At 72.5% G+C, this 12805-nt stretch carries 10 protein-coding genes; 2 read left to right on the top strand and 8 right to left on the bottom strand.

All coding sequences use genetic code 11. From position 1 onward, the window contains the following. Nucleotides 1-132 precede the first annotated feature (132 nt). From ACFYUZ_RS26340 to ACFYUZ_RS26325, 4 genes are all read right to left on the bottom strand, one after another. A complete protein-coding gene (locus tag ACFYUZ_RS26340) occupies nt 133-933 on the bottom strand; it encodes a VOC family protein (RefSeq protein WP_389313170.1) in 801 nt (266 codons plus the stop codon). A gap of 98 nt (nt 934-1031) precedes the next feature. Continuing rightward, nucleotides 1032-1532, bottom strand: coding sequence for an NUDIX hydrolase (locus ACFYUZ_RS26335; protein WP_389313168.1), 501 nt, complete (start codon nt 1530-1532; stop codon nt 1032-1034). 247 nt (nt 1533-1779) lie between these two features. Then, nucleotides 1780-2739 (bottom strand): universal stress protein, encoded by a 960-nt coding sequence (locus ACFYUZ_RS26330; protein WP_389313166.1) that lies wholly within the window; start codon nt 2737-2739, stop codon nt 1780-1782. A 104-nt stretch (nt 2740-2843) separates the two neighbouring features. Then, nucleotides 2844-3242 (bottom strand): DUF5997 family protein, encoded by a 399-nt coding sequence (locus tag ACFYUZ_RS26325; protein ID WP_389313164.1) that lies wholly within the window; start codon nt 3240-3242, stop codon nt 2844-2846. A gap of 64 nt (nt 3243-3306) precedes the next feature. Between ACFYUZ_RS26325 and ACFYUZ_RS26320 the strand changes: the two genes are divergently transcribed. Further along, on the top strand, nt 3307-4113 hold the full coding sequence (locus ACFYUZ_RS26320; RefSeq protein WP_389313163.1) for a LysR family transcriptional regulator substrate-binding protein: 807 nt from the start codon (nt 3307-3309) through the stop codon (nt 4111-4113). A 253-nt stretch (nt 4114-4366) separates the two neighbouring features. Then, complete coding sequence (locus ACFYUZ_RS26315) at nt 4367-4951, top strand: Type-2Aa cytolytic delta-endotoxin (protein WP_093872544.1); 585 nt, start codon at nt 4367-4369, stop codon at nt 4949-4951. Nucleotides 4952-5014: 63 nt separating this feature from the next. Here the strand turns inward: ACFYUZ_RS26315 and ACFYUZ_RS26310 are convergent, their stop codons facing one another. The 4 genes from ACFYUZ_RS26310 to ACFYUZ_RS26295 form a co-directional block, all read right to left on the bottom strand. Beyond that, a complete protein-coding gene (locus tag ACFYUZ_RS26310) occupies nt 5015-6670 on the bottom strand; it encodes an FAD-dependent oxidoreductase (RefSeq protein WP_389313161.1) in 1656 nt (551 codons plus the stop codon). Between the two features lie 33 nt (nt 6671-6703). Then, nucleotides 6704-7606, bottom strand: coding sequence for a diiron oxygenase (locus ACFYUZ_RS26305; RefSeq protein WP_389313159.1), 903 nt, complete (start codon nt 7604-7606; stop codon nt 6704-6706). A gap of 202 nt (nt 7607-7808) precedes the next feature. Then, a complete protein-coding gene (locus ACFYUZ_RS26300) occupies nt 7809-9584 on the bottom strand; it encodes a S8 family serine peptidase (RefSeq protein ID WP_389313157.1) in 1776 nt (591 codons plus the stop codon). 219 nt (nt 9585-9803) lie between these two features. After that, nucleotides 9804-12782: a carbohydrate binding domain-containing protein gene (locus ACFYUZ_RS26295; RefSeq protein ID WP_389313155.1), complete on the bottom strand. Its 2979-nt coding sequence runs from the start codon at nt 12780-12782 to the stop codon at nt 9804-9806. Nucleotides 12783-12805 lie beyond the last annotated feature (23 nt).

The following is a 12805-nucleotide window of genomic DNA, read 5'->3' as shown; positions in this document are numbered from 1 at the left end:
CACCACGGGGCCGCCGATCACCAGCGCCCCCGCCGCCCCGGGTTCGGTGGGGTACTACACGGCATTGGGCGCGGCCCGCGCGGGCGCCGGCCCCCGGGGGGCGGGGCGCCCGGGGGCGCCGCGCCGCACCGCTCACTCGAATTCGGGCATGTCCCCGACGGTCGTCTTCTCGTCGATCACCGCGAACGCCGCGCCCTGCGGGTCCACGATCGCCGCGAACCGGCCGAACGGGCTGTCCATCGGCCCGAACACCTTCCTCCCGCCGAGGGCCTCGGCCCGCTCGACGGCCAGGTCGCAGTTGTCGACGGCGAAGTAGACCTGGATGTACGGGGGGATCTCCGGCGGGAAGTCCTCGTCCGACATCACCATCCGCCCGAGCACCGGCTGCGGACCGCCGAGGTCGAAGACCCGGTAGTCCATGTGCTCGTCCTTGATCTTCTTCGAGCCGAAGCCGAAGACCTCGGTGAAGAAGGCGTCGGCCTTCGCCGGCTCCCGGGTGAAGACCTCGGCCCAGGCGTACGAGCCGGGCTCGCCCTCCAGCTCGAAGCCCTCGTGCTCACCGCCCTGCCAGACGCCGAACGCGACGCCCGCCGGGTCCTGGGCGATGCACATCGAGCCGAAGTCGCCGACCCGCATCGGCTCCATCAGGACGGTGCCGCCCGCGCCCCGGATCCTCTCCGCCGTCGCCGCGACGTCGGGCGAGGAGAAGTACAGACACCAGGCCGATCGCGGCTCCCCGTCCTGGCCCGGCATCGGCGGGACGACGGCCGCGACCGCCTTGCCGTTCTTGTACGCCTGCGTGTAGTTGCCGTATTCCGTGGAGGCTTCGCCGAAGGTCCAGCCGAGCACGTCGCCGTAGAACGTCTTGGCGCCCTCGACGTCGGTGAACATCGCGTCGGTCCAGACCGGTGTGCCTTCAGGTCGTGCGGCCATGACGGTGACTCCCACTTCCGATTCGATGACGTGTTCCTCCGGGCCACGCTAGCCACGCTCGCCGTGGCCCGCGCGGTGACGCACCGCACCGTGCGGCCTCAGTCGGGCAGCCGGCCCAGGGCGTAGCGGTGGAACGGGCCGTCGGGGATCGGGAGCCCCGGCCGCCACATCCGCAGCACCTGCGCCGACGGCAGGAACAGGGCCTCCGGGAGGTCGTCCGGGTCCGTCCACTCCCAGCGCTCGATCTTGTCCGGCTCCGCCGCCGCCGGCACGCCCCGGAAGCCACGCACGGCCGTCGCCGCGGTCATCCGCGTCAGCCGCGACGAGGTGACGGAGTCCAGGATCAGCCCGAGGACCTCCACGTCGGCGGCGTCCGCCACCAGCGTCGTCTCCTCGGCCAGCTCGCGGACGGCGGCGGCCTCGATCGACTCGCCCGGCTCGACCATGCCGCCCGGCAGCTCCCACACCCCGGAGCGGTGCAGGCCGAGCAGGACGCGGCCGGAATCGTCGGTCACCACGACCCCCGCGCCGAGCGAGGCCCGGGCGGGCGGCGGCTGGACGTTGCGGGCGGCGGTGGCGGCGTGATCTGCGGTCGTCATGGCCCCTGTCTATCAGCCGCCTCTGACACGTAACAAAAAATCGGAAAAGCCTTGAAACGGGCGAAAAAGGGAGGAGACTCGTTCTTACACCGGACAACCGGAGAGAGCCGCACCCGCCGACGGAGACGTCCGAAGGCCCGCGTGACTCCCCACCAGTATCTGGCCAGGCCCCCGGCGGGGCCCTCGGGCACGGAGCGGCAGGCGACGGCCGACGCCCACGCGCACCGATCGGGACCGCCGGGGACTGTCACGCCCGGGCTCCCGCGGCCTCCGGCGGCACCACCGCCACCGGACAGTGCGCGTGGTGCAGCACCGCATGGGCCACGGAGCCGATGAGCAGCGAGCCGAAGCGGTGCCGGTGATGCCGCCCCACCACCACGAGACCCGCGTCCCGCGACCCGTCCACGAGGCGGCCCGCCGCGTCCCCCGGCACCACCACCGGGACCACCTCCACCCCCGGCCACCGCGCCGCGAACGGCCGCAGCCGCTCCTCCTGCTCCCGCTCCACCTCCCTCACCAGCTCCTCCGTCTCCGCCACCTCGTCCGCGACGGGCAGCGGCGGCGGCACCTGGAGCGCGGGAGACGGCGCCGGAAGGACAGCGCCCTGCGGCGGAGGCAGCCGGAACGCCGTCACCGCCTCCAGCGGTACGCCCCGGTGGTGAGCCGCCTCGAAGGCGAAGCCCACCGCCTCGTCCGGAGTCTCCTCCGCGTGCAGCCCCAGCAGCACCCGCCCCGCCTCCGCCCCGTCCGTGAGCGCGGCGGCGCGCGCCTCGTGCGGGACGACCACCAGCGGGCAGGGCGCCGTCATGGCCAGCGTCCGGCTGGTCGAGCCCAGCAGCAGACTCGCGAAACCGCCGTGCCCCCGGGAGCCGGTGACCAGCAGCCGCGCCCCCCGCGCCGCCACCGGCAGGGCGTCCGTCACGGACCCGTCCAGCGAGTCGTACCGCACCGGCACGCGGTGCCCCCGCTCCTCGACCACCGTCCGTACGGCCCGCGCGACCGTGTCGGGCAGCTCCGGCACCGTGCCCAGGGAGGCGATGCGGGCGGCGCCGAGCTGGAGCGCATCGGAGCGCACATGGGCCACCACCAGGGGCGCGCCCAGACCCTCCGCGGCGCTCAGCGCCCACTCCAGGGCCCGGAGACTGTGTTCGGACCCGTCCACGCCGACGACCACCGGCGGCTCGTACGCGGTGCTGGTGTCACTCATGAGGGAAATGCCTCCCTCACCCGGGGAGACGCCACGCCGGTCCGCACCGAAGGGCTTCGGTGCGGACCGGCGCGGGGAGTTCGGTCGGGCGTGCCGGGAGCCGGTCAGGCGCCCTGCTGCCGGCGCGCCCGCTCCTCGTTGCGCTCCTTGATGCGAAGGGTCTCCTTGCGGACCTCCGCCTGCGTGGCCTGCTCCTTCCGGAGCCACTCCGGGGACTCCTCCCTGAGCGCCTGGATCTGCTCGGTGGTCAGCGGCTCGGTGATGCCGCCGCGCGCGAGACCGGCGATGGAGACGCCCAGCCGCGCCGCGACCACCGGGCGGGGGTGCGGACCGTTCTTGCGCAGCTCCTGGAGCCAGGCCGGCGGATCGGCCTGGAGCTCGTTCAGCTCGGTGCGCGAGACGACACCCTCCTGGAACTCTGCGGGGGTGGCCTCGAGGTACACACCCAGCTTCTTCGCCGCGGTCGCGGGCTTCATCGTCTGGGTGTTCTGGTGCGACGTCATGGTGTCAAGGGTATCGAGCATGCGGGCGAGCTCCGACCACAGCGGCTACCGGTAACCTGGCGGGGTGACAGGCACGGACGCTACCTCCTCTTCCCCCGCTTCCCCCTCCTCCTCCTTCCGGCTGGCCTACGTGCCGGGAGCGACACCCGCGAAGTGGGTGCGGATCTGGAACGAGCGCCTGCCCGACGTACCCCTGACGCTCCTCTCCGTGACCCCGGCCGAGGCGTTCGGCGCGCTCCGGGAGGGCACCGCGGACGCGGGCCTCGTCCGGCTGCCCGTCGACCGGGACGACCTCAGCGCGATCCCGCTCTACACGGAGACGACGGTCGTCGTCGTCCCCAAGGACCATCTGTTCGCGGCCGTGGAGGAGGTGTCGGCCGAGGACCTCGCCGACGAGCTCGTCCTGCACCCCCTCGACGACACCCTCGGCTGGGAGCAGCCGCCCGGCCGCCCCGCCATGGAGCGCCCGGCGACGACGGCCGACGCGATCGAACTGGTCGCCGCGGGCGTCGGCGTGCTCGCCGTCCCGCAGTCGCTGGCCCGGCTGCACCACCGCAAGGACCTCACCTACCGGACCCTCGTCGGCGTCCCGCAGTCGCGGGTGGCCCTGTCGTGGCCGGCGGCGGACGAGGCGCCCGACCTGGTGGAGGAGTTCATCGGCATCGTGCGCGGCCGCACCGTGAACAGCACCCGGGGGCGCCGCGCCGAGGAGAAGAAGGGCCAGAAGCAGCCCAGGCAGCAGAAGGCCGCGAAGCCGGCGAAGGGCGGGAAGCCGGGCGGCGGCTCCCGCACCGCCGGCCGCCCCTCGGCGTCCCGCAAGGGCGGCGGGGGCGCCGGCCGGAGCGGGAAGCCGCGCCGCGGCCGCGGCTGAACCGTCCGGCCGCGGCTGAACCCTCCGGCCGGGCTGAATCGTCCGGCCGGGCTGAACCGTCCGGCCCGGCCGAACCGTCCGGCCGGGCCGAACCGTCCGGCCGGGCTGAACCGTCCGGCCCGGCCGAACCGTCCGGCAGCAGCTGGGCCGTCCGGCCCGGCCGGACCGTCCGCACGGCGGACACCCGGCGCCCGGTCTCCGGCACCTCGGCATACTGACCCCTCCTGATCACCGAGATCATCCAGGAGGAGCTTTGGCCGCCAGTTTCAGGACCGTCGTCGAGGTGGCACCGGACCACCTCGCGCAGGCCCGGTCCATCGACCGGGTGTTCCAGGAGGCGATCGCCCCGGCGACCGTCAACTTCGACTTCGAGGCGATCCACCGGGCGGCCTCGGCCGTCCCGGACAGCGACGTGGTGAAGATGGTCCGGGGCTGGGGGCTCCAGGAGCACGCCCCCGCCCTCGTCATGGTCCTCTCCCTCAAGGAGGCCGTCCGCCAGGCGCTGCCGCCGGAGTGCGCGGAGGCCGGCTTCTGGGCCACGGTCGAGCGGGAGCTCGTCCAGGCCTTCACCGGGCTCGCCGCGCAGGAGGGGCAGCCCGGCCTCTCCTTCTACGAGGAGTCCGGGGACCGCACCCGCTTCTACCGGGACCTGTTCTTCGCCCTCCAGGACGAGGAGACCGGGGACCACATGTACGCCCTGGCCTTCTGCGTCGACGTGACCGTCGAGCTGCCGAAGGCCGAGACCCTCGCGCTCGACCTGACCGACGTCGTGCCCTTCGCGGTACGGCTCAACGCGATCGTGCTCCGCCAGGCGCTGGGCGCCCCGGTCTCCGTCTGACCCGGGCGACCCGCTCCGCACCGGCCCGCCGTCCCGGGCCGGATCCGAGGAGCGCGGACGTCCTCAGCCCCGCCGCCTGCTCCCCCGCGCCGCCGCGACGAGCTCCGGCACCGTGGCGAGCTTGACCCGTGGCCGCCCCGCGTCCCGGCCCCGCGCCCGCTCGGCCCGGTCGATGGAGGCGAGCCCGCGCGCGTCGACGAGCCCCCGTCCGCTGCGGCTCCGCGCCAGACGGCGGAACTCCTGGGAGGTGCCCGTCGGCTTCGGCAGCGCCCCGGCGACCGCGTCCGCGAGCAGCGTCCCCACCGTCTCCTCCGCGCAGGCCCGGTTGGCCCCGATGCCCCCGGAGGGACCGCGCTTGATCCAGCCGACGACGTAGCTGCCGGGCAGCCCCACGACCCGGCCGGCCTCGTGCGGCACGGTGCCGGTCGCCTCGTCGAACGGCAGCCCCGCGAGCGGCACGCCCCGGTAGCCGATGGCCCGGACCAGGAGCCCGGCCCCGATCTCCGCACCGGCCGGCTCCCCGTCCTCCGTCACCCGGACCGCCCGCACGCCGTCGGTGCCGAGCGCCTCGACCGGGGCGGAGTGGAAGCGCAGCACGATCCGCCGCCGGTCCCGCGCCGGGGCCCGCGTCCAGTCCACCGCCTCCCGGTCGACGCCCTTCAGGAGCGCGGCCTTCGCGCCGGGCGCGGCCGCGTCGATCGCCGCGCCGGTGCGCGGGTCGCGGTCGTCGACGACCAGGTCGACCCCGGGCAGGTGCTTCAGGGCGAGCAGTTCGGAGGTGGTGTACGCGGCGTGCTCGGGGCCCCGGCGGCCCAGGAGCACCACCTCGCGGACCCGCGCGTCCCGCAGGGCGGCCAGAGCGTGGTCGGCGATGTCCGTACGGGCGAGGGCGTCGGGGTCCGTGACGAGGACGCGGGCGACGTCGAGCGCCACGTTGCCGTTGCCGACCACGACGACCCGTTCGGCGGAGAGCCGGACGGCGTCCGCGCCGGTCTCCGGGTGGGCGTTGTACCAGGAGACGACGGAGGTCGCCGAGACGCTGCCCGGCAGGTCCTCGCCGGGGATGCCGAGCCTCCGGTCGGAGGGCGCGCCCACCGCGTAGACCACCGCGTCGTGGTGCGCGGCGAGTTCCCCGGGGGTGACGTCCGTGCCGATCTCGACGCCGAGCCGCATGCGGACCCGGGGGTGGGAGTGGAAGCGGGCGAAGGTCTCCCCGGCCCCCCTGGTCGCCGGGTGGTCCGGAGCCACGCCGTACCGGACGAGGCCGCCGGCGACCGGCAGCCGGTCGATCAGCGTCACCTCGGCGTTGGTGTGCAGGAGGAGGTCCTCGGCGGCGTACATGCCGGCCGGTCCCGTGCCGACGATCGCGACGCGGATCGGCGCGAAGTCGGCGGGGATCGAGCGGTCGAAGACCGGCTCGCCCCAGTGGTGGAAGGGCGGCGAGGCGAGGACCGGGGCGGGCTCGCGGTCCGCGTAGTAGGCGGCGTTGATCCCCTCGTACTCCCGCAGCCGCTCGGTGAGCCGGTCGGCCGGGAAGATCGCGTCGACGGGGCAGGCGTCGGCGCAGGCCCCGCAGTCGATGCAGCTCTTCGGGTCGATGTAGAGCATCTCCGTGGTCCCGAAGTCCGGCTCGTCCGGCGTCGGGTGGATGCAGTTGACCGGGCAGACGGCGACACAGGTGGCGTCGTTGCAGCAGGTCTGGGTGATGGCGTAGGTCATGTCGTCGGCTCAGCTCGGATCCGGGGGAGGGGGTCAGATGAGGTTCGCGCGCTTGTAGAAGAAGAGCGCGGGCCGGGTCAGCAGGCGGACCGAGGCCAGGAACTCCATGAGGCCGGCGCAGCTGGCGCGCATCTGCGCCTTGTAGTGCTCGTTGGCGGCGGCCTCGCGCCGGGCGCGCACCGGGTCGAGGCCGGCCTTCGCGTAGACGTCGGGGCTGACCAGGCTGGTGACGATGTAGTACGCGGCGATGGCGACGACCAGGGCGTGGAAGGTGCGGCGGGCCCGGCCGGCGCGGGCCAGGCGGCGGCGCGTCTCGTCCCGGGCGAACTTCATGTGCCGGGACTCCTCGACGACGTGGATGTTGTTGATCGTGCGGACGAAGGGGACGACCCGCTCGTCGCGCATCCAGTCGCGCTGCATGACGTCGAGGACCTCCTCGGCGACGAGGATGCCGGCGTAGGCGGCCTCGCCGAAGCCGACGGTCTTGAAGGCCCTGCCGAGTTCGAGCACCGCCCGCCTGGGCCGGTAGGCGGGGGCGCCGAGCTTCTGGGCGCCCCGGGCGAACATGATGGAGTGGCGGCACTCGTCGGCGATCTCGGTGAGGGCCCACTGGAACCGGGGGTCGGTGGGGTCCTTGGCGTACATGTCGCGCAGCACCATCTGCTGGAGGATCATCTCGAACCAGATGCCGGTGCTGGCCACCGAGGCGGACTCCTGACGGGTCAGCTCCTTGCGCTGCTCCTCGGTCATCTCGTTCCAGTAGGCGGTCCCGTAGAGGCTGTTCCACTCGGGGCTCTGGCCGTGGAAGTCCTTGTCGAGGGGAGTGTCCCAGTCGACCTCGGCGGCGGGGTCGTAGGAGAGCTTCGCGGCCGACAGGAGCAGCCGCGCGGCGACGTCGTCGTTCTCGTGGTCCGGGCGGACGGTGCTGCTTGCCATGGTGCGGCTCCTCGGGGTCGCTCGAGCGGCTCGGGCACTTGTTAGACGTCGCGTCTAGCAAGCTTGTTAGACGGAACGTACAACAAGGGCCCGGGGGAGGCCTACCCCTCGGTACGGACTTTCTTTCCACGGGAGTTACCGCAGGTACGCGAACGGGGCCGGAGCCTTCGCGGCTCCGGCCCCGCTCCCGGGTCGGTATGTACTAGAAGGTCAGGTTCCAGGCGTCGATCCGGCCCGTGTCCTGGCTCGCGTTGTCGTTCACGCGCAGCTTCCAGACGCCGTTGGCGACCTCCGTCGAGGCGTCGACCGTGTACGTCTGGAGGATGTTGTCCGTGCCGCTGCCGGTCCGGTTGTGCAGCGTGTACACGGTGCCGTCCGGGGCGACCAGGTCGACCTTCAGGTCACCGATGTAGGTGTGCTTGACGTCGACGCCCACCTTGAGGGTCGCCGGCGCGTTGCCCGTCACGCCGCTGACCGTGAGGGGGCTCTCGACCGTGGAGTTGTCCGCGATCGCGTAGTCCGTGAGGTTCTCGAAGTACGCCCCGGCCGGCGGGGTCGAGCCGCCGACGGCCTTCAGGGCGTCCACGCGGCCCTCGCCGAAGAAGCTGTTCTTCGCCGTGGTGCCGGTGCACCGGGCGTCCGCGGGGCACGCCAGGTCGGTGGCCTGCTCGCCGAGCTTCGCCCGGATGTCCGCCGGGGTGTACGCCGGGTTGGCGCTGGCCAGCAGCGCGGCCACGCCCGCCACGTGCGGGGAGGCCATCGAGGTGCCGCTCAGCGAGGCGTACTTGCCGCCGGGGACGGTGCTGTAGACGGACTCGCCGGGGGCCGAGACCTCGATGACGTCGCGGCCGTAGTTGGAGAACGAGGCCTTGGAGGTGCCGCTGGTGCCGTTCGCCGCGACCGTGACCACGCCCGGGAGCTCGGCCGGGATGTCGAGGCAGTCGTTGGTGAGGGTCCGGGTCACCGGGGTCGAGTCGTTCGGGCTCGACGAGTCGGTGGTCTTGTTGGCCAGGTCGACGTTGGAGTTGCCGGCCGCCGCGACCTGGAGGGAGCCCTTGCTCTCGGCGTACGCCTGGGCGCGGCCCACGCCCTCCAGAATGGCCGCCTGGTCGAGGTCGTTCGGGCAGTTGAACTGCCACGGGTCCGTGTAGTAGCTGTTGTTGGTGACCTTGAAGCCGTGGTCACCGGCCCACACGAGGCCGCAGACGGTGTTCTCCGCGAAGAACAGCGTGGTGCCGGGCTCGGCGATGCGCACCGAGGAGATCTTCACGCCCGGCGCGACGCCGATGGCGCCCTTGCCGTTCTTGGCGGCCGCGACCGTGCCGGCCACGTGGGTGCCGTGCTGGTCGACGTCGCGCCAGGCGCCGACACGGGTGTCCGCCTTGCCGTAGGCGCAGGAGACCGAGTCGGCGGCGTTGAAGTTCGGCGCCAGGTCCTGGTGCTGGTCGTCCACGCCGGTGTCCAGGATGCCGACCTTGACCGTGGCGGAGCCCTTGTTGACGGCCCAGGCCTGGTCGGCCTTGATCTGGGTCATGTCCGAGCGGACCGGCTCCGTCGTGGGCGCCGCGGCCTGCGTCGGGTTGGCCGGCAGCGCCGGGTTGTAGGCGTCGGCGGGGACGTCGGAGGTGCGGGTCGCGCCGACCTTCTGGACGCCGGGGACGCCGCGCATCGTGGCGGCGAAGGAGGCGGAGGTCGAGTGCGCGACGATCACGCCGATCGCGTCGTACGAGGCGAAGACCGAGCCGCCGTTGCTCGCGATGGCGGCGCGGACGGCGGTGGTGTCGCCCGGGGCCGTGATGACCAGGTAGGCGCGGGTGCCCGCGGCCCAGGCGGCGGGCGCCGCGGCGATCGCGGGAGCGGCGGCCGGAGCGGCCGAACGGGCCGCGAGGGGCTCGTTGTCCAGCGGGGCGGCCTGCGCGAGGCCGACGGTCGTGCCGAGCGCCAGGGACGTGCCGAGCGCGAGGGCCGAGAGTCTCATGCGACCGGATATGTGGGAAAACAATGCGTCCTCCGATGACCCGGCGGCGCGGGTGGCGCCGACCGGGCCCTGTGATGTGTGGGGTGGACGCAAGATCGCAGACAAACGGGGCGGAAGGAAGTCTTCTGTCCGACAAGCCCGTTCGTGTAACAGAATCTTGACTTGAGCATGGCGACGAGGGGGCGATTTTCCCGTTCTCCGCCCCCTCGCCGGGTCTTGTTACTTCAGATACGGGCCGGCCGTGCCGATCTTGCCGGGACCGTTCAGGACGTACACCCGGAGGTTGCCCTTGCCGGGCGCGGCGACCGAGAGGCCGCCGTTCGTGACGGTGCGGACGTCACCGGTCACGACGTCGGTGTAGGTGCCGTTCGGGACGCCGGAGAAGGTGGCGCCGCCCGAGACCGTGACGAGGGCGAAGCTGTCCGTCGAGCCGCTCGTGCAGCGGCGCTTGAACGCCATGCCTCCCGAGACGCCCTCGGTGGAGTACTGGCCCGTCTGCAGCGCGGGGATCGCCCGCCGGATCTGGTTGAGCCGCTGCACGTGCTGGACCAGGGGCTGCCGGAGCGTGGTCGCGACGGCGCCGGAGGCCGAGGAGACCCGGGAGAAGTCCGAGGCCGTGACGGAGCCGGCGAGGTGGTCGCCGTAGTAGGCGCGGCCGGTGGTCGCCAGCGGGCAGGTCGGCCCGCAGTCGATCTTCTTCCCCTTCTGGAACTCGATCTCGGAGCCGTAGTAGAGCGTCGGGATGCCGCGGAAGGTCCACATCAGGGACATGTTCTCGGCCCAGGCGTCGGTGCCGCCCGCGTACCGCTCGGAGGACTTGTTCGGTCCGTAGTCGTGGCTGTCGACGTAGACGACGTTGTAGGTGGCGTCGTTGTAACTGTCGTCCGAGTCCTTGCCGTTGGAGAAGGCGTTCTGCGCGTCGCCGAAGTTCATGTGCATGCGCATGTCGATGACGTTCATGCCGGAGAAGCGGCTGTGGTCGGGCGCGTGGTAGGCGTTCCCGTCCAGGAAGGCGTTGGTGGACGTGGGCTGGTTCCCGGTGCCCTGCCGCTGCTCGTAGTCGTACATCTCCAGCGCCGCCTCGGCGTCGTCGGCGTCGTACTCCTTGCGCTCCTTCCAGGTGTAGAACTGCGCCGAGTGGTTCACCGAGCCGCGGTTCCACTTGTCGTTGACGAAGGCGGCGACCTCGCCGAAGACGAAGAAGTTCTTCGCCGCCTCGGCGCCGTGGCGCCGGGTGACCCGTTCCTGGACGGCGGGCAGGAAGCGGCGGTTCCAGGTGGTGCGCGGGATGTGCACGGCCGTGTCGACGCGGAATCCGTCGACGCCCATGTCGATGTACTTGTCGTACGCCCCGATCAGGTAGTTCTGCACGGTCGTGTTCTCGGTGTCGAAGTCGGCCAGGTCCTCGTGCAGCCAGCAGGAACGCGAGTCCTCCCCTTCCCAGTTGCCGATCCAGCACTGGTGGTAGAGCTCCCTCGGGAACATGCCCGACGTGGGGCTCGGCCACTGGCAGTTGTAGACCGTGTACCCCTCGGCGCTCTTTCCGCCGGTCGGCTTGCCCCAGTTCACACAGGTGTTGCCGGTGGGCTCGGCCGTCGACCACAGGTCGCCGTTGTAGTACGACTTGCCGCTCTTCGCGTCGATGGTCAGGCCGTCGTACTCGAAGCCGGGCTGCTTCTCGTCGTAGTACCAGCTCCACTGGCTGTCCCGCACGCCGTACACGGTCGGGACGAAGAGGCCCTTGGCGCCCCAGCGGGAGGAGTGGTTGTAGACGACGTCCTGGTAGATCTTCATGCCCTTGGCGTGGGCCGCGTCGATCAGGTCCTGATAGGAGGCTCCGGCGGACTCCAGCCGCGGGTCGACCTCGTAGAAGTCCCAGCCGTGGTAGCCGTGGTAGTCGTAGTCCGAGCGGTTGAGCACCACGGGGGTGACCCAGACGGCGGAGAAGCCGAGGCCCTTGATGTAGTCGAGCTTCTGGATCAGGCCCTTGAAGTCGCCCCGGAACATGGGGTCGTCGTTCGCCGCGTTGCCCGACGTGACGTGCTGGCCGCCGCCCCGGTTGTTCGACGGATCGCCGTCGTTGAAGCGGGCGGTGAGGACGAAGTAGATCGGGTCCTTGCGCGGGTCGGTGCCGAGCGGCTTGCCGGTCGCGGGCGTGGGCGGCTCGTCGCCGGTGGTGGCGGTCGCGGCGGCCGAGGCGTCGGAGACGTTCCCGGCGGCGTCCACGGCCCTCACCGTGTAGGTGTACGCGGTCCGTTCGGCGAGGCCGGTGTCGGAGTGCACGGTGGAACCTACGTCGGTCACGACCGTGCCGCCGCTGCCGCCGGTACGGGTGACCTGGTACTTGGTGACGCCACGGTCGTCGGTCGCGGGGTCCCAGGTGAGCAGTACGGAGACGCCGTCGGCGGTGGCGGTCACCCGGGCCGGGGCCGTCGGGGCCCGGGTGTCGGGCGGGGTGGCGGCGCAGGGGTCGGCCGCGTTCGCCGTCACCACCCGGTTCCGGACCGTGGAGACGCCCGTGCCGATGGTGTAGTCGGAGCCGCCGTTGTTGTCCCAGGTGCCGTTGCCGTTGTTGAAGGCGGCCTTGAGGGAGGCGGCCGTCCCGAGGTCGATCTCCCGCTTCCACCAGCCGGTGCACGCTGCCTGCATGCCGACGCCGGGGACGGCGGTCCAGGCGCCGCCCGCGGGCTGGTGGTGGATGTTGGCGGTGGACCAGCCGAGCGACTCGGTGGAGTAGTAGACCGTCGCCTTCGCGGCGGGGGTGGGGATGGTGTCCGCGCAGGGGTCGGAGTGGGCGACGGCCCCGTCCTTGACGGTGATGCTCCCCGTCCCCAGGGCGTAGTCCGCGCCGCCGTTGTTGTCCCAGGTGCCGTTGCCGTCGTTGAAGGCGGCCCGGAGCCCGGCGGCGCTGCCGAGGTCGACGGTCTTCTTCACCCAGTCCGTACAGGCGGGTTCCATGGCGACGCCGGGGACCGTGGTCCAGGCGCCGCCGTCGGGGGCGTAATGCAGGTTGTAGGCGGCCCAGTTCTTCGTCCTGGTCCAGTAGAAGACCGTCGCGGTGTTCTCCGCGACGGCCCCGGCGGGGGCGGTGCGGGGCGAGGGGGCGTCGGGCGGGGCGGCGAGCAGGCCGAGCAGGCCGGCGGCCACGGCCAGGACGGCCACCGGGCGCGCCGGCGGCGGGATGCGGGTGCGGCTCATCTGGTTCTCCAGGCGGAGTCGCG

It is taken from the genome of Streptomyces sp. NPDC004266, assembly GCF_042874095.1.
GTDB lineage: Bacteria > Actinomycetota > Actinomycetes > Streptomycetales > Streptomycetaceae > Streptomyces.
This window is presented reverse-complemented; position numbering and strand designations above follow the sequence as displayed.

Excerpts from the sequence above, each read along its gene's own strand:
- ACFYUZ_RS26340 (WP_389313170.1), bottom strand. The coding sequence starts at position 933 with ATGGCCGCACGACCTGAAGGCACACCGGTCTGGACCGACGCGATGTTC.
- ACFYUZ_RS26335 (WP_389313168.1), bottom strand. The coding sequence starts at position 1,532 with ATGACGACCGCAGATCACGCCGCCACCGCCGCCCGCAACGTCCAGCCG.
- ACFYUZ_RS26330 (WP_389313166.1), bottom strand. The coding sequence starts at position 2,739 with ATGAGTGACACCAGCACCGCGTACGAGCCGCCGGTGGTCGTCGGCGTG.
- ACFYUZ_RS26325 (WP_389313164.1), bottom strand. The coding sequence starts at position 3,242 with ATGACGTCGCACCAGAACACCCAGACGATGAAGCCCGCGACCGCGGCG.
- ACFYUZ_RS26310 (WP_389313161.1), bottom strand. The coding sequence starts at position 6,670 with ATGACCTACGCCATCACCCAGACCTGCTGCAACGACGCCACCTGTGTC.
- ACFYUZ_RS26305 (WP_389313159.1), bottom strand. The coding sequence starts at position 7,606 with ATGGCAAGCAGCACCGTCCGCCCGGACCACGAGAACGACGACGTCGCC.
- ACFYUZ_RS26300 (WP_389313157.1), bottom strand. The coding sequence starts at position 9,584 with ATGAGACTCTCGGCCCTCGCGCTCGGCACGTCCCTGGCGCTCGGCACG.
- ACFYUZ_RS26295 (WP_389313155.1), bottom strand. The coding sequence starts at position 12,782 with ATGAGCCGCACCCGCATCCCGCCGCCGGCGCGCCCGGTGGCCGTCCTG.